Annotated in this window: 21 protein-coding genes; 13 read left to right on the forward strand and 8 right to left on the reverse strand. The window is 65.4% G+C overall.

The annotated features are described in order from the left end of the window. Positions 1 to 82: 82 nt before the first annotated feature. From sctT to R2669_RS04780, 8 genes are read right to left on the reverse strand one after another with little or no spacing between them, the layout of a single operon-like run. On the reverse strand, positions 83 to 967 hold the full coding sequence (gene sctT, locus R2669_RS04745; protein WP_316898922.1) for a type III secretion system export apparatus subunit SctT: 885 nt from the start codon (positions 965 to 967) through the stop codon (positions 83 to 85). After that, positions 967 to 1,464 (reverse strand): flagellar FliJ family protein, encoded by a 498-nt coding sequence (locus R2669_RS04750; protein WP_316890330.1) that lies wholly within the window; start codon positions 1,462 to 1,464, stop codon positions 967 to 969. The genes sctT and R2669_RS04750 overlap by 1 nt, the downstream gene beginning before the upstream one ends. After that, a complete protein-coding gene (gene sctN / locus R2669_RS04755) occupies positions 1,461 to 2,780 on the reverse strand; it encodes a type III secretion system ATPase SctN (RefSeq protein WP_316898924.1) in 1,320 nt (439 codons plus the stop codon). Before sctN ends, R2669_RS04750 begins: the two co-directional genes overlap by 4 nt. Next, entirely contained in the window at positions 2,777 to 3,520 is a 744-nt protein-coding gene (gene sctL / locus R2669_RS04760) for a type III secretion system stator protein SctL (protein ID WP_316898927.1), read from the reverse strand. The genes sctN and sctL overlap by 4 nt, the downstream gene beginning before the upstream one ends. Next, positions 3,505 to 4,143 carry a type III secretion protein HrpB4 gene (locus R2669_RS04765; protein WP_316898929.1) on the reverse strand — a complete coding sequence of 213 codons (639 nt, stop codon included), beginning with the start codon at positions 4,141 to 4,143 and terminating at the stop codon, positions 3,505 to 3,507. Before R2669_RS04765 ends, sctL begins: the two co-directional genes overlap by 16 nt. Next, positions 4,140 to 4,952 (reverse strand): type III secretion system inner membrane ring lipoprotein SctJ, encoded by an 813-nt coding sequence (sctJ, locus tag R2669_RS04770; protein ID WP_430708762.1) that lies wholly within the window; start codon positions 4,950 to 4,952, stop codon positions 4,140 to 4,142. The genes R2669_RS04765 and sctJ overlap by 4 nt, the downstream gene beginning before the upstream one ends. Continuing rightward, complete coding sequence (locus R2669_RS04775; RefSeq protein ID WP_147214834.1) at positions 4,949 to 5,335, reverse strand: type III secretion protein HrpB2; 387 nt, start codon at positions 5,333 to 5,335, stop codon at positions 4,949 to 4,951. The genes sctJ and R2669_RS04775 overlap by 4 nt, the downstream gene beginning before the upstream one ends. Positions 5,336 to 5,356: 21 nt before the next feature. Continuing rightward, positions 5,357 to 5,845, reverse strand: coding sequence for an HrpB1 family type III secretion system apparatus protein (locus R2669_RS04780; RefSeq protein ID WP_147214833.1), 489 nt, complete (start codon positions 5,843 to 5,845; stop codon positions 5,357 to 5,359). Positions 5,846 to 6,167: 322 nt separating this feature from the next. On the opposite strand from R2669_RS04780, the gene sctU reads away from it, so the two are divergent. The 13 genes from sctU to R2669_RS04845 all read left to right on the forward strand — a co-directional run bounded on the left by sctU (position 6,168) and on the right by R2669_RS04845 (position 15,936). Next, entirely contained in the window at positions 6,168 to 7,259 is a 1,092-nt protein-coding gene (gene sctU / locus R2669_RS04785; protein WP_147214832.1) for a type III secretion system export apparatus subunit SctU, read from the forward strand. Between the two features lie 10 nt (positions 7,260 to 7,269). Next, positions 7,270 to 9,282: an FHIPEP family type III secretion protein gene (locus R2669_RS04790; RefSeq protein ID WP_316898933.1), complete on the forward strand. Its 2,013-nt coding sequence runs from the start codon at positions 7,270 to 7,272 to the stop codon at positions 9,280 to 9,282. A 6-nt stretch (positions 9,283 to 9,288) separates the two neighbouring features. Next, on the forward strand, positions 9,289 to 9,885 hold the full coding sequence (gene sctP, locus R2669_RS04795; RefSeq protein WP_316898935.1) for a type III secretion system protein SctP: 597 nt from the start codon (positions 9,289 to 9,291) through the stop codon (positions 9,883 to 9,885). 40 nt (positions 9,886 to 9,925) lie between these two features. Further along, positions 9,926 to 10,969: a type III secretion system cytoplasmic ring protein SctQ gene (sctQ, locus tag R2669_RS04800; protein WP_316898937.1), complete on the forward strand. Its 1,044-nt coding sequence runs from the start codon at positions 9,926 to 9,928 to the stop codon at positions 10,967 to 10,969. Continuing rightward, positions 10,956 to 11,606 (forward strand): type III secretion system export apparatus subunit SctR, encoded by a 651-nt coding sequence (sctR, locus tag R2669_RS04805; RefSeq protein WP_045205537.1) that lies wholly within the window; start codon positions 10,956 to 10,958, stop codon positions 11,604 to 11,606. The genes sctQ and sctR overlap by 14 nt, the downstream gene beginning before the upstream one ends. 10 nt (positions 11,607 to 11,616) lie before the next feature. Further along, on the forward strand, positions 11,617 to 11,877 hold the full coding sequence (gene sctS, locus R2669_RS04810) for a type III secretion system export apparatus subunit SctS (protein ID WP_024978147.1): 261 nt from the start codon (positions 11,617 to 11,619) through the stop codon (positions 11,875 to 11,877). 9 nt (positions 11,878 to 11,886) lie between these two features. Further along, positions 11,887 to 12,822 (forward strand): type III secretion protein HrpV, encoded by a 936-nt coding sequence (locus R2669_RS04815; protein ID WP_316898939.1) that lies wholly within the window; start codon positions 11,887 to 11,889, stop codon positions 12,820 to 12,822. Next, a complete protein-coding gene (hrpD5, locus tag R2669_RS04820) occupies positions 12,819 to 13,793 on the forward strand; it encodes an HrpD5 family protein (protein ID WP_316898941.1) in 975 nt (324 codons plus the stop codon). The genes R2669_RS04815 and hrpD5 overlap by 4 nt, the downstream gene beginning before the upstream one ends. Before the next feature lie 44 nt (positions 13,794 to 13,837). Beyond that, entirely contained in the window at positions 13,838 to 14,083 is a 246-nt protein-coding gene (locus tag R2669_RS04825) for a type III secretion protein HrpX (RefSeq protein ID WP_316875593.1), read from the forward strand. Positions 14,084 to 14,292: 209 nt separating this feature from the next. Next, positions 14,293 to 14,493, forward strand: a complete 201-nt coding sequence (locus R2669_RS04830) for a serine kinase/phosphatase (RefSeq protein WP_316890342.1) — start codon at positions 14,293 to 14,295, stop codon at positions 14,491 to 14,493. Between the two features lie 166 nt (positions 14,494 to 14,659). After that, positions 14,660 to 14,902, forward strand: a complete 243-nt coding sequence (locus tag R2669_RS04835) for a hypothetical protein (RefSeq protein WP_316890343.1) — start codon at positions 14,660 to 14,662, stop codon at positions 14,900 to 14,902. Between the two features lie 3 nt (positions 14,903 to 14,905). Then, positions 14,906 to 15,361: a type III secretion system chaperone family protein gene (locus tag R2669_RS04840; RefSeq protein ID WP_147214824.1), complete on the forward strand. Its 456-nt coding sequence runs from the start codon at positions 14,906 to 14,908 to the stop codon at positions 15,359 to 15,361. A 176-nt stretch (positions 15,362 to 15,537) separates the two neighbouring features. Then, positions 15,538 to 15,936: a type III secretion system chaperone family protein gene (locus R2669_RS04845; protein ID WP_316898943.1), complete on the forward strand. Its 399-nt coding sequence runs from the start codon at positions 15,538 to 15,540 to the stop codon at positions 15,934 to 15,936. Positions 15,937 to 16,001: the final 65 nt, after the last annotated feature.

Raw genomic sequence — 16,001 nt, forward strand, 5'->3', positions numbered from 1 at the left:
TGGTGTTGGATTTCGTAAGGACATCCTAAGAAATCGCTGCACCGACAATCTCAACAAAGCTTCGTCAGCCGCTGAACAATCCTCACTGCATATTTTTCGGTTTTGACGACGTGCCATCGCCCACCAGTCCGCCCCTCACCCGCTGCAGCAACTGGCTATAGGTGAGCGTGTCCCGCACCTGGCTGGACATTGCCACCACCAGCGCGGTGACCATGAGGATGGCCACCGCACCCTTGATGGGCTGGCCAAGCGAAGCGGGTTCGAGCTTGTCTGCCGCACGCGACAGCAGCCCGATGCCGGCATCGATGAGGAACAACGTCATCATCACCGGCGCAGCAAGCTTCACAGCCGTGGAGAAGATGGAATCGGTTTGCTGCAGCAGAAAGCTCTCGGCCACGGCGCTCATGTCGGGAAGCGTGGCGCCCAGCGGCCACCAGTGAAACGACTCGAACACGACGCCCAGCAGGAACAGCATGCCACCCGCTGCATAGAACAAGGTGACGGCCAGATTCAACAACGTGTTGCCGATCGGCGTGTTCTGGTCACCCTGCAACGGGTTGCTCATCTGCACGTTGTTGAAGCCGGCCATGTTGTCGACGATCGTGCCCGCCGTCTGCGCGACCCAGAACACCGTCGACGCCGCATAGCCGAGGCACGCCCCCAGGAAAATCTCCTTGCCGGCCAGCAGGAACCACCGCGCCGCGCTCAGGTGTTCCGCCACGGCCGGCGGCTGCGCCGCAGCAACGATGATGGCGAGCGTGTACACCACGCCATTGCGCGCGGTGCCGGGCACGGACTGGTCGCTCGTGGCCGGCAGGATCGCGAAGATGGTCATGATGCGCACGCAGGACAGCGCGAGCAGCGCAAGGATCACCTCCGCGCTTTCGTCAAGGTCAAACCAGGCGTGCAGAACGGTATCGATGGCTTCCATGGGGATGGGCTGAATATCGTCGAAATGTCGTGCCATCAAGCCGCTGCACGTGGGCGCGGGCGCGCCAGGATGGCCTCCACAGCCTCCTCCTCGGTGGCAAGCTCGCGCTCGGTGGCTTCCTGCTGATCGATCCGCTCCGCAGTCTTGCGGCATTGATCGAGCATGGCATCGAGCCGCGCCAGCGCCTGACGCCGCGCCTTGAGTTCAGCTTCGCGTTCGGCCACGGCGGCGTGCGCGGCAGCGACGGCGTGCTCCGCTTGCATGACCGCATCATCCAGCTCGCCGCGAAAGGCGTCGTAGCGCAGGTATGCATCGGCCAGCAGCACCGGCGCGGCAATCAACTGATCCATGCGGGCAACGTGATCACGCAGGCGCTCATGCGCGCGCTCGCACGCGTCTTCGCTGTCTTGCGCTGCGGCCTGTGCATCGGCCACGGCTTGCTGTGCGATGCCGATCTCCGCTTCGACACGACGGCGCTGGCGCGTCTTGGCTTCGATCAGCGTGTGCCAGACCGCGGAGCGCTTGCGCTTCATGCCTGAGCCACCTCGGTCAGCAGCCGGTATGTTTCATCGGGGCTGCACCACTCGTCGGTGCGCTGGCGCAGGAAGTCTTCCATCCAGCCGTTCCATTGCACGGCGGTGTCAGCCACCGCATCGCTGCCTTCCTTGTACTCGCCCATCTGCAGCAGCGTCTCGACCTCGTTGTACTTGGCAAGCAACTGGCGCATGCGGCCGGCAGCCGCGCAGTGGTCGGCCGGCGCGACTTGCGTCATCACGCGGCTGAGGCTGTTCAGGATGTCGATGGCCGGATAGCGATTGCGCGCGGCAATGTCGCGCGACAGGATCAGGTGGCCGTCCAGAATGCCGCGCACTTCTTCGGCCACGGGGTCGTTGCCGGATTCATCTTCGGCCAGCACGGTGTACAGCGCGGTGATCGAACCCGTGGCGCTCATGCCGGCGCGTTCGAGCAGGCGCGGCAACTCGGCAAACACCGATGGCGGAAAGCCGCGCCGCGTCGGAGGCTCGCCCGCGGCAAGGCCGATCTCGCGCTGCGCGCGGGCAAAGCGCGTGAGCGAATCCATCATCAGCAGCACACGCAGGCCCTGGTCGCGAAAATACTCGGCGATGGCCGTGCCGACATGCGCGGCCTTGGCGCGCTCCACGGACGAGCGATCGGACGTTGCACACACCAGCACGGAGCGGCGCATGCCGTCGTCGCCAAGGATCTGTTCGATGAACTCGCGTACCTCGCGGCCGCGCTCGCCAATCAGCACGATCACGTTGACATCGCATTCGGTGCCACGCGCCAGCATGCCGAGCAGCGTGCTCTTGCCCACGCCGGCGGGCGCGAAGATGCCCATGCGCTGCCCCTCTGCCAACGTCGCCAATCCGTCGATCACGCGCACACCGGTGGCCAGCGGCTGCTCCACCAGACGACGCGACATCGGGTCAGGCGCCTGTGCAAACACGGGCACGTAGTCGTACACATCCAGCGGCGGCCCGCTGTCGGCGGGTCTGCCCAGACCATCCAATACGCGGCCGAGCAACCCGGGGCCGATCCCGACCGAAAGCGTGCGCCCGCTCGGCACCACGCGCGTCGAACGCGACAGGCCGACCACGCCGCCAAACGGCGCCAGCAAGGCGAAGTGCTCGCTGAAGCCGACCACCTCGCCTTGCTGAAGCTCCGTGCCATCCGGCGTGGTCAACGTGCAAAGCTCACCGAGCTTGACGTCCACGCCGCCCACGCGCAGAAGGGTGCCCGTCACTTCCACGACCTTGCCTAGACGCTGGACAGGCGCCACGCTGCGGATGGCTTCATCCATGGCGTCGATCAGCGCAGCTTTGGTCATGCCGCATCCTCGTCAAATCCGGCGTCGTCATCTGCGTAGCCTTCGTGCGGATCGGCATGTTCGACCGGCTTGCGCTTGCGACCGGAAAGCGCCTGGCGCAGCGCCGCCAGTTGCACACGCAGGCTCGCGTCGGCGACACCGTGATCCCATTCGCATTGGCAATGTCCTGGCTCGGCGCGGTCGTCTGCCAGCACCTCGAAGGCGGCGTTGAGCGAACCCGTCTGCACAGCCTTGGCAAATGCGGCGCGGGCCGATTCGATCTCGGCTGCGCACACACGCACCGTCAGCCGCGCCTGGCTTTGCAGCACACGGCCGAGCGTGGCCGCGACGCGCGCAAACAGCGCCTGGCGGTCGGATTCCAGCACCACATGCTCGACCGCCTGCATGACCGTGGCGATCAGGCGGTCTTCCTCGCGGCGCGTGGCCTCCTCATCGTCGTACGCGCGCGCGGCCATGGAGGCGTGAAAGTCCTCCAGCGCGCGCCGCTGGCCGGCGGCATAACCGAGCTTGGCGCTGCGTTGCGCGCGCTGCTCGGCTTGCCGGAGCAGCTCGTCAGCATTGGCCCGGGCTTGCGCCAGGATGGATTCAGCCTCGGTGTGTGCCTGTGCCAAGGCAGCCTCGCGCGCGCCTTCCACGGCTTGCCATGCGGCATCCAGTTCGACCACGTGCCGGTAGTCTTCGGCGCGGATCACGTCCGAGCCGATGCCGAGCGCCGCATCGCGCCTCAACCAAATAACCATGACAACTCCGGAAAGAGAACGGGCAACGCGGCCATGAAGGACTCGGCTTGCGTGTCAGACGGGGCAGTTCCGGCACACGGCGGCAACGGCGCCTGCATGCCGATCGTCAGGCGCATCAGTCGCGCCAGCGACCGGTCCGACACCGCACCTTCGGCAATCAGGGCATGCAGGCCCGCCTCCGCAAGCTGCGCCAGGTCGAGCGCCGGCAGCGGGCCGCCAGGGTCCGGGGCCCAGTGCTCGCGTTGCGTCAACCCCGTGAGGGCTGCATCGCCCAACAAGCCCGCAAGGCCCGCCAGGTAGGCGCCGTCGATGCATCGCGCCAGCGCGCCGCGCCGGTCAATCAGCGTGCGGACCGCAAGCACGCGCTGCAGGTGTTCCGTATCCAGCACGGCCAAGCGGTGCGCATGCGAAAGCAATGTCGGCAAGCCCACCTGCCCCACGCCAAGCGCGATACAGACCTGGCGCCAGTCTTTGGCCGCGCCTGCCGGTACACCGTTAGCTTGCGCGGCGGATGCCGATGCATCGAACACATGCACAAGCCCATGCAGCCGTTCCTGATACGCGTGCAGCATGCGCAGGATCATGGTGGCTGCCGGATCGGATGCGGCGCTCGCGGCGGTCATGCTGTTGCGCGCTTCTTCCAGCGTGCCGGCAACTTGTCTTCCAGGCGGGCGCGCACTGCGTCAAGGCGCGTCCGAACCGCGGATAGCCGCATTGCGGCGCGCCACAGCAATACGATTACGCTCAGGGCACCCACCACGGCCCCCAGCGTGGCCCACGACACACCGGCGGGCGCACGGCTCGCGGCATCGGGGGTGGGTGCATCCACGGTGCCGGGCACCAGCGTGACGCTGACGTTCTCGTAGGTGAGCCCTTCCACGCTATGCACGACCAGGTTCTTGATGCTCGGGACCAGCGAAGACACGTTGGCGCTCGGGCGGTACTTGATGAACACCGATGCACTGGACGGCTTGACCACGGTGGCCAGCGGATCGTTGTTGGGCAGCACGATCTGCACATTGGCCACGGCCACGCCATCAATGCGCGAGAGCGTTTGCGAAAGCTGCTGCGATACGCCGTAAATGAAGCGCACGCGCTCTTCCGTGGGCGTGGAGATCAGCCCGTCCTTCTTGAAGATGTCGCCCAGGCTCGCGTACTTTTCGTGCGGCAAGCCGTGGCTGTGCAGGACTTCCATCGCGCGGGCGAAGGCGTCCTGGTCGACCATCACCGACCAGGTCTTGCCGTCGTCGGGCGAATTCTTCTGCGCATCGATGCCGGCCTGCAGCAGCACGGTCAGCATGTCGTTGGCATCGGCCTCGCTCAGCTGGGCAAACAGCTGCTTGTTGCAGCCGGCCAGCAGCGCGGTCAGCACGAACAGCAGGGCCAGTGCGCCGCGCCGCATGCGGCAGGATGGAAGCGCGGGCCGCATCATTGGTTCCGCATCAGGGTCTGCACGGCGTTCTTGCCGGAATGCGCGATGGTGCTGCCCAGATGGATCTTCGTCATGGTGGCCGCGCACTCCATTTGCACGCGCACGCCTTCGGCCACCACTTCCTGCACGGACATACCGCGCTCGGCCTCGGTCATGGCCTCCACCCGCGCCATCGACGCCTGCACAGCGGCATCCTCTTTCTTGATCAGCTCGCCAACGGCCGAAGGCCCCTTGCTGTGGTGCTGGCTGTGCTTGGCGTTCTGCAGCATGGATTCGAAGCGTGCAACAAGCTCGGGCGCCGGCGTCGCGGCTTCTGCCGGGGCAATGCCGGTGCCCGGCGTGCCGGCAGTCACCGGCGGGATGGCGGTCGGACCTTGGATCATGATGGGCTCCCGGGAGGATGGTTAGGCGCGGGTGAAGTAGTGCGCGCTGTGGTAAGCGCTCAGATCCACGCTTTCGGCGGCCGGCGCGGCAGCGGCGGTGGTGCCGAACGTGCCGGCATCCATGTCTTCCTGCACACCGATCAGCGTGCGCACCAGCGCGACGGAATCGGCGTCTTCATTGCGGGCGAGCACCTGGTTGGCATAGACGTGCCACTCCTGGTCGCCCAGGGCGTTGAGGCACAGGGCCATCATGGCCGAGGCAAACGGCACCACGCTCTCGGCACGCTCACCGCTGTGCAGCTCACGCAGGATGCGCGCGGCATCGGCGTATTGATGGCGGCCCACCAGCAGCCAGCCTTCCACCAGATCGAGCTCACGAAAATTCGGGCGCAGCGTGCGCAATGCGGTCAGCAACGATTGCGCGTTGTCGAACTGCCCGCTGCGCGTTGCGTACATCAAGACTTCGAGCAGCCCGCCCAGCAGGCGGTTGCTACATTGAATCGGTTCCATATCGCGGGGTTCTCCGTGTCGGGTCATGTCGATGCCGGCATGGGTGCACCGGCCGACCTCGGGTGAAACCATAGACGCCCGCATGCCGCGCGCCGGCCACCCACCCCGAAAAAGAGCGCTCCGCCCCGAAGTCCGTCAGCGCTGTGCGCCAGTCCGCACAACGCAAAAGCGACCGCTTTCGCTTCGCTGTCACCCCAGCTTCGGAACCGTGCATCCGCCTTCGCCCAAAGGGCACGCGCATGGCGCCCGCCTCAGCACAATGCCTCGCATCGCTGCGGCTGCGTAGGCCGCGGCCTCCTCCGTCGACACCCAGGGCCCCACCATGTCGGACGAAAAAACCGAAGAGCCCACAGACAAGAAACTCCGAGACGCGCACAGAGACGGCGAAACCGCCAAGAGTGCCGACCTGATCGCCGCCGTCGTGCTGCTGGCGGGCTGCCTGCTGCTCGCGATGACGGCATCGCTGCTGGGCGACCGCTGGCGCGCGCTGGTCGACCTTGCGCTTGATGTGAACAACAGCCGGCATCCGGCCATGACGCTCAAGCAGACACTCGGCCACGTCGCGCTTCAGTTGGCGCTGATGACGCTGCCGCTGAGCCTCGTGTTTGCGCTCGTCGCCTGGATTGCCACGTGGGGCCAGACAGGCATCGTGCTCTCGACCAAACCGCTTGAACTGAAGATGAGCGCCATCAACCCCGCATCGGGCCTGAAGCGGATGTTCTCCATGCGCTCGATGATCGATCTGCTCAAGATGGTGGTGAAAGCGATTGCCGTCGGCGCCGCGCTCTGGAAGCTGGTCCTGATGCTTCTGCCGACAATTGTGGGCACGCCGTATCAGCCGATCATGGACATCGCGCAGATCGGCATGTCGATGCTCGTAAAGCTGCTGGGCGCGGGCGGCCTGCTGTTCCTGGTGCTGGGCGCGGTGGACTTTGGCATCCAGCGCTGGCTCTTCATCCGCGACCACCGCATGAGCAAGGATGAAGTGAAGCGCGAGCACAAGAACAGCGAGGGCGATCCGCACATCAAGGGCCAGCGCAAGCAGCTCGCGCGCCAGATGGTGGATGAAGCCAAGCCCAAACAGACGGTGGCCGGCGCGCAGGCCGTGATCGTCAACCCCACGCACTACGCCGTGGCGATCCGCTACGCACCCGAAGCGTGCGGCCTGCCGTGCATCACCGCCAAGGGCGTCGACGAAGAAGCCCTGAGGTTGCGCGAAGAGGCGCAGGCGCTGGGCATTCCGATCATCGGCAATCCGCCGCTGGCACGCGCGCTGTACCTCGTAAAGCTGAACGACCCCGTGCCCGAAGCCCTGTTTGAAACCGTGGCCGAAGTGCTGGCCTGGGTGGGCGAGATCGGCGCGAAAGACCCTGGCGCCAAACACATGGGCGCAAGCCCTTCCATCCTGAACTGAGGCATCCGATATGGCCAAGAAGACCGCCTTCTCTGAATTCAGCGGCGAAATCGGCATCGCTGCGCTGGTGGTTGCCGTCATTGCGTTGATGGTGCTGCCGCTGCCCACGGTCCTGATCGATTCACTGCTGGGGCTGAACATCACGCTATCGGTCGTGCTGCTGATGGTGACGATGTACATCCCGGCGGCAACGTCGCTGTCGGCGTTTCCGTCGCTGCTGCTGTTCACCACGCTGCTGCGGCTCTCGCTGAACATCGCATCGACCAAATCCATCCTGCTGCACGCAGACGCCGGCCACATCATCGAGAGCTTCGGCAAACTCGTGGTGGGCGGCAACCTGGTGGTGGGTCTGGTGGTGTTCCTGATCATCACCACCGTGCAGTTCATCGTGATTGCCAAGGGCTCCGAACGTGTGGCCGAAGTTGGCGCGCGCTTCACGCTCGATGCCATGCCCGGCAAGCAGATGAGCATTGACGCCGACTTGCGCGCCGGCCATCTAAGTGCTGACGAAGCCCGCAAGCGCCGTGCGCTGCTAGCCATGGAAAGCCAGCTGCACGGCGGCATGGACGGCGCCATGAAGTTCGTCAAGGGCGACGCGATTGCCGGCTTGGTCATCACGCTGGTCAACATCCTGGCCGGCATCGTGATCGGCATCACGTATCACGGCATGACGGCCGGTGAAGCCGCCAACCGCTTTGCCGTGCTGTCGATCGGCGACGCCATGGTGTCGCAGATCCCTTCGCTGCTGATCTCGGTGGCGGCCGGCGTGATGATCACGCGCGTGTCTGACGACGACCACAGCGCCAAGCCAAGCTCACTGGGCAAGGAGATCGTGCGGCAGCTTTCCACCAGCGCACGGGCCATGTTCACCGCCAGCGCGTTGCTGGCCGGCTTTGCGCTGGTGCCGGGGTTTCCCTCGGTCCTGTTTGTCGCGTTGGCTGGGGCGGTCTTCGCCTTTGGGTACACGCTGCGCAAGCGCCTCAACACGGGCAGCACGGCCGACAGCGACACCCTTCCCGCGCTGCTGCGGGAAGGGTCCAAGGACAAGGCGCCGACCATCGCCGACAAGGCCCCGTCGTTCACGGCGCCTCTGGGGGTGCGGCTCGGCACGCGGCTGGCAGAGGGACTCGACATTCCCAAGCTCGACGCCGCGTTCCAAAGCGGGCGGCACGCCTTGGCCGAAGAACTGGGCCTGCCCTTCCCGGGCATTGCCGTGTGGAAGAGCGCCGCACAGCCCGAAGACGCGTACGAAGTGCTGGTGCACGACATTCCGGGCGAACCGGTGGCGGTGTCCGAGGGCAAGGTATCGATATCGGATCTGCCGGAGCCCTTGCGCGCGCAACTCGACGCCGCGCCCGATGCTCCGCCCCACGCCGAGCAGGTGATTGCCGACCATGTCGTGCATGTGCTGCGCAAGCACGCGCACCTGTTCATCGGCCTGCAGGAAACGCAATGGATCATGGAACGTGTGACCACCGAGTACCCGGGTCTGGTCACCGAGGCGCAGAAGGCTGTGCCCGCACAGCGCATGGCAGACGTGCTGCGCCGCCTGCTGGAAGAGCAGGTGCCCATTCGCAACATGCGCGCCATCCTGGAAAGCCTCGTCATCTGGGGGCCGAAAGAAAAGGACACGCTGATGCTGGTGGAGTACGTGCGCGGCGATCTGGGCCGGCAGATCGCGCATCAGGCCACGTGCGGCTCGCGCAAGATGCCCGCCATTCTGCTGGACCCCACCGTGGAGCAGACGGTGCGTCAGGCGATCAAGCCCACGCCGGCAGGCAACTTCCTGACGCTGGATCCACAGCAGGTCGACACCATCGTCACGCGGCTCGAACACATGAGCCGCAGCGCGCCGCAATCGGACGCAACGCCGGTGGGGGCACTTGCCGTCGTCACCTCCATGGACATCCGACGCTATGTCCGCCGCATGATCGAGCCGCGCTTGCAGGCGCTGAACGTGTATTCGTTCCAGGAATTGGGCGCGTACGTAGATCTGCAGCCCGTGGGCAAGCTCACGCTGTAAGCCGCCATGACCATACCCGTACGCCTGTGGCGAGCGCCGCCCATCGTCCATCCCGTCACGCCGGTCAGGCGCCCTGCGGCGCAACGCAGCACAGAGGCGCGGTCCGGCATGCACACCGAGCCTGGTGCGGGTGAAAGCAGCGCCTGGATACCGCTCGATACATACAGCGACGCCGTATGCGAAGACGCACCCGAACACGAACCGCCCACACACGACCACGCAGACGCGCAGCCCGATGATGCGGCTCCCGAGGCCCCGCCGCTGCACACCTCGGCCATGGCCAGCCGCCTTGTGCGCACGTGCTCGGAGATCAGCGTGGGGAGCACCGTGACGGAACATCTCGCGCAGCTGCTGTCCAAGTTCTGCGGCTCGCGCGTTGTGAAAGCCAACAGCGAATGCTGGGAGGTCACGCTCGACCTCGACCCGCGCGTGCTGCCCGATACCCGCCTCACCCTGCGCCTTTCGCCCCACACGCTATGGCTTCGCTTCCTGGCGGCCCACCCGCGAGCGCGCGACTTACTCTCCGAACACGGCGATGCACTGCGCCAACGCATTCACGTTTTGCTGGAGCAGCGCATCGATATCGAACTCGAAGTGTGGTGACCGCTGCCACACGCCACCCGCCACCTCTCGCCGACTCGCCATGAACACCGGGCTCACGCCATCCCCGCTCGATGCGCATCTGCGTGCGTTCACGCCGGCCCAGGCCGCGTTGACACGGCTGACCGGCACACCCTTCCCGGATGACGATGGCCGCCACTGGCAACTGCATGCCGCAGAACGCCCGACGCCCATGCAGGCGCCCATGCGGCTGGGCGTCGGTTCATCGCTGTGCGCGGTCGACGTTGTTGTTGACGGGGCCAACCACCCGGCGCTCTACGCCATCGCGCAGGACCCCGATGCGCAACGCCGCACGGCGCTTGCCGGTCTTTGGCTGACACCGATGCTCGATGCGCTGTCTGCTGCGGGCTTGAAAGACGCCGCGCTGACGGCGATCGCGCCCGAGCGCCACAGTGCGCTGCGTAACGATGATCCGGAGCTGCCGATGCGGCTCGATGGGCCGCACGGTGAAACGCCATGCCGCATCGCTACGCTCGGTTGGCACACCACACCGCCTGCACCACCCATGGCCGATCGCAGCGCTGTGCTCGCACAACTGGGCGTCATTGGCCTGCCGGTGGGCGTCCGCATTGCCAGCCGGCGCTGCGCAACGCGCACGCTCTCTTCGCTCGCGGCCGGCGACGTTCTGCTCGGCTGGCACCCGCACGCCTATCGCCCCGACACCGATGCAGGCGCCGTACACCTGACGTGCGGCGACAGCCGGCGCACCCACTTCACTGCCCATGCTCACTACAAGGAAGGCACCGTGACGATTCTCGATGTTCCTACGCTCGCAGACGACGACACGATCGCCGCAGGCGACACCCCATCCGACAGCACTGACGGCATTGCAGTGGAAGCGCTGGAGGTGCCCGTCCACCTCGAAATCGCCGTGATGAGCCTGCCGCTGGCCGAAGTGGCTGCGCTGGCACCAAGCCACGTCCTGCAGTTGCCTGTCCTGCTGCGCGATGCGACCGTGCGCCTGGTGTGCCATGGCCAGACGCTCGGGCACGGCCAGCTCGTGGCGGTGGGCGAGCATCTGGGTCTGGAGATCTCCGCCATGAGCGCGCGCCATGCAGAACATTGAATTCGCCTCGCTCATCATTGCGGCAGTTGCCATTGCGCTGCTGCCGTTTGCCGCCATGGTGGTCACGTCGTACACGAAGATCGTCGTCGTGCTGGGGCTGCTGCGCAATGCGTTGGGTGTGCAGCAGGTGCCGCCCAGCATGGTGCTCAACGGCATTGCGATGATCGTGTCGTGCTTCGTGATGGCGCCGGTCGGCATGGAGGCCATGCAGCGTGCCCACATGCAACTCAATGATTCCAGCGCGAACGTGAGCCAGGTCATGCCGTTGCTCGACGCCGCCCGCGAACCGTTCCGACAGTTCCTGGACAAGCACACCAACGCACGTGAGAAAGCGTTCTTCATGCGCTCGGCGCAACAACTGTGGCCGCCGGCCAAAGCCGCTCAGCTCAAGGAGGACGACCTCATCATCCTCGCGCCCGCCTTCACCCTGACGGAACTGACGGCGGCGTTCCGCATCGGCTTCCTGCTGTATCTCGTCTTCATCGTGATCGACCTGGTGATCGCCAACCTGCTGATGGCGCTGGGGCTGTCGCAGGTGACGCCAAGCAACGTCGCCATTCCGTTCAAGCTGCTGCTCTTCGTGGTGATGGACGGCTGGTCCGTGCTGATTCACGGTCTGGTCAACACGTATCGATAAAGGGGCCGTCATGGACTACGACAACATCACGCGCCTGACCAGCACGGCGCTCATGCTGTGCCTGCTGGTGTCCTTGCCCGCCGTGGCGGTGTCTGCCATTGCCGGGCTGCTGATCTCGTTCGTGCAGGCCGTCACCTCGCTGCAGGACAGCAGCATCTCGCATGGGCTGAAGCTCATCATCGTGTCCGTGGTGATCGTGGTCGCGGCGCCCTGGGGAGCAGCATCGATCCTGCAGTTCGGCAACACGATCCTGCAATCGCTCTTCCAGTAGGAGGGAGCCGTGACACGTATCTCCGCTTCGACGCCCAACGTTCTCCCGTTGCCCGATCCGGTGCAGGCACCGCCACAGAACGCGGCCGCGCCGCACCATCGCAAGCATCATCGGCATGGCGCGCACGAACACCACCATTGGGCCGACCAACTGGCCGAAGAAAAGCTGCACCACCACAAGCACGTTGCGCAGGTTGCAAAACGCGTGCGACGGCCGCGCACGGGCAAGCGCAGTGGCGCGGGCTCGCCTGAAGAGCCCATCACCGACAGCACGTTCGAAGAACTGCTCCTCATGCTGGAAGAGCATGCGCGCAAGGTCGAGCCCATGGTGATTGGCCTGTCGTCCCGGCAAGGCCAAAGCGAAGGTGACGACGAACAGGCACGAGACCATCGCAGTGCCCAAGGCCGCCGCGCCCTGTTGCTGCAGTACTTGCAGGAACAAGCAGCGGAGACCTCGGCCGCCGCGCCGAAGAAAACCGCGGCAGCCGAGGCCGGCGCGCCGCCAGCCGACACGCTGCTGTCGGAGGTGGCGTCGTCCAGCTACCAGCGCCTTGAACAGGAACTGCTTGCCGTGCGGCACGCCATGCACACGGGCCATCCGATGCCGTTGCGCATGGCGTTCGACATCCTGCGCAGCTATTTGAAACAGGCGTCCATCGAGGGCACGCCCGGCACGCTGGCCGCCGTGAAAGACCGGCTGCTGGCCACCGCCACGGCACAGCACGCAGCCGCCCACGCACTGACCGACCGCGAAAAGACATTCAACCTGCTGTTTCCGCTCTTGCTGCTGAGTCCATCGCGGCCGCGCATTGGCCGCGAGCGCGGCGAGAGCATCGCACGCAGCAGCGCCGTCGCACGCCGCTGGACGACCGAACTGTGGTCTTACCGCGCGGGGCTCGGTCTGGCCCTGCCCCCGCTTTCTGATCCTTCACCGCAATCACCATGAACAAGCACATCCGCGTGTTGGCAGGCGCGCATGCCGGCGCCTGCCTCGACCTCACTCCGGGCCGCTGGACGGTCGGCCCCGACCCACAAGCCAGCATCCGCATCTCCGACTGGGTGGGCGATCCTCTCGCGCTGCTTGTCGACGCAGAACACGGCGTTCTGATCGAATCCGACGACGGCGGCACCGCCTGGGACGACCTGGCCCCTCGCCGCTTCGGCGAGATCATTCTCTGCGTGGGCCCCGCCGGTGAAGCATGGCCATCCGATCTTGCCCTCCTGGAGCGCGTGCTGTTGCCCGCTGCCCAAGAGACCGGCACGCACAGCGTCGCCGCTGCGCAAGCCCCTGCTTCCGATGCACCCGCGCACGCCCGGCCTCGCGCACGCAAAGGCTGGATGGGCGTGACGGCAGTGGCGCTGCTGACGCCGTGCGCACTGCTCCTGGCCTCCACACGCGAAACATCCTCTGCCGCCCATTCGTCCGCTGCGACCCCGATTCCGCTAATCGAGCGCGTGCGCACATGCCTGGCGCTGCACCGTATCGATGGCTTGCAGATCGAGCAGCACGACAACGAGATCATCGTCCACGGCATCGTCACCTCGCCCGCCGAAGAGCTCGCCACATTGCGTGACCTGCGGGCCGTGTCGGCGTCCGTCCATACCGATCTTTCCATCGCGCAGGAGGTGATTGAAAACCTGCGCGAATCGCTGCAGGAGCCGGGGCTCAGCATTAGTTACCTGGGCAGCAACCGGTTCTCCATCACGGGCCCCGCCGTGCACCCCGAACGCGTGCGCGCAACGGCGGACCATGTCCGCAGTGACCTGGGCGGCAACATCAAGGACATCGTCCTGGACATCACGCAGGCCCGCCAGCGCAACGCCAAGGCCGATGCCACTTCGGCACTTTCGGTGGATGAGCTGAGCTACATCGAAAGCTCTGACGGCACCAAGGATTTTCTCGCTGCGCAGCGTTAACGCTGCCTGGTCGTTCTTGCAATTCCCCTCTTCCGGAGACCCACATGTTTGACCATTTCACGCTCGACATCATCGAAACGTTTGACGGCATTCAGACCTTTGCCAAGCAGGAAGGCCCAAAGGATTTCGGCCCGCTGAACAAGGCCGTCGACGCGCTCAAGCGCACCGCCATGGACATGGAACAGCGCGCCATTCGCGCGGTGGACGTCAACCAGCGCGAGCAGCTTCGTGTGCTGTCCCATGGCTTTTCCAGCGCGGCACAGGTGTGCTCCGGGTTGATCCCGGCATAACGCGCGCAGCACCCCTACGGGCTTCGCGAGACGACATCACATTTCGCTTCCCCGCCGGCCCGGAGCGCAGAAATCCACGATGATGACTTCACGGCGAACACAACAGCAGCACGTTTCGCTGAACCGAATCAGCGACATCCCACACCGGGATGTTGTTGAAAAACCCGGCTCTCACCCGAGACCACTCATCCACCGCAAAGGAGTTTTCCATGACGTTCCAAACCAAAGCCGCTGCCGTCGGTGACACCGCTAGCCGCCTGTCGTTCAATGCGCAGCAAGAAGCCATCACCAAGGAAGGCGAGGCCGACATGCTGGAGGCCGCCAAGCTGCAAAACGAACTGAACCGCACCAACATGTTCGCCAAGCTGATGGAAGCGGGCCCGAAGGCCGCCAAGGACCTGATCTCGTAATGATCGGTTCCGGACGGCACATTCGGTGCCGCCAACGTTCGGGAACGGGGCCGCGCCGTTCCCGAGCGGTTTTTTGAATGGTTCCCCGCGCGCTTCTGCTGTTCTCCCCCGGCCCATCGCGCCGCAGCCCGATTCACCGAATCCGACCCGCTACCGCGATCCCGACATGACTCCGATCCACCGCAAAGTCTCCGCCACGCCGGCAATCCCTGCACCGGGCGATTCCGCGTCGCACCTTGCTCACGGCCTGCCGGCCGCGCACGGTTCCGGCACCCTGCAAGCGGTGGTCTCCGCCGGCACACAGGACATGCTGAACACCGCTCATCTGGAAGATGAACTGAACCGCACGCAGGCATTCGCCAAGTTGATGGAAGCGGGCCCGAAAGCGGCCAAAGACTTGCTGGCGTAGAACATGAGCATCGAACGGCGCGACGCCCTTATCCGCGACATGTGCGTGCATCTGCAGATTCCGGATGCCGACGCCATCATCGCCGCCGGCAGGCTCACTGTCGAAGGGTTCGAAGTCATCATCGACGCCGTCGAGGAAGACCTCGATGCCTTCTACCTGAACTTCGACTACGGCATCGTCACCGGCGGCCGCACGCTGCGCGTGTTCCGCCTCATGCTCGAAGCCAACGTCACCATCTATGCGCAGGACCATGCCCAGCTCGGGCTCGATGGCGATACGGGCGGCATCATCCTGATCGTGCGCGTCGCCTACGACCCCGACATCGACGGCGAGCAGCTGGCCGAGTTGCTGGGCCACTACGCCGAGCACGGCCGCTACTGGCGCGACAACATCCTGCAGACGACCGACGACATGTTCGAGAACCTCGCGAACGGCACCTACGTCTGGATTCGCGCGTAATGCGCATGCATGGGGCGCACGGCAGTGCCGCCACGGGCGCGCCTTCGCAGCGCCCGTGATGATTTCGTGAACGCGTATGCCGGCTGTCATATAACGCCGTACGCTCGCGGCATTCCATGCGAAGGTGCTCGTTGAAGCTGACGCGTCGGCTCCTGCGGCATCGCCAACCCAAGTTCATGTCCGCCTCACGCACGCCGTATCTGCCGACCCTAGACATCCCGCTTCTACGCGCCGATGAGTTCTTCCCGTTTGCCGCGCACCCCATCCTCATCGGCGCATATCAGCTCTGGTTCACCTGTGATGCCGAGGCCGATCCCGAGTCGGTCACCGTTTGCATCGACCTCGGCAAGCCGCTCGAGATCAACATTGACGAAGCCCTGCACATGATCCTGGGGCTCTGCCTCGGCCTACCCGCTTCGTCGCGCGGCATGGTCGCGCAGCAGCGGCAAACCGGTACGCTGGTCTATCGCTTTCCTTACATGCTCGACGACGACCCGACGGGCGCCCTGCTGGTGGATGCAATGACCGGGCTGGCGGCGTCTGCCGACTCGGTCTCCAAGTGGTCGGTGCACTGACGGATCGTGCGTGTGACGTTGCCATGCGGCTTCGCCATCGTCACACCGGATTCGCATTGCACGCG

Source organism: Ralstonia edaphi, assembly GCF_958350185.1.
In the GTDB taxonomy this organism is placed as follows: domain Bacteria; phylum Pseudomonadota; class Gammaproteobacteria; order Burkholderiales; family Burkholderiaceae; genus Ralstonia; species Ralstonia edaphi.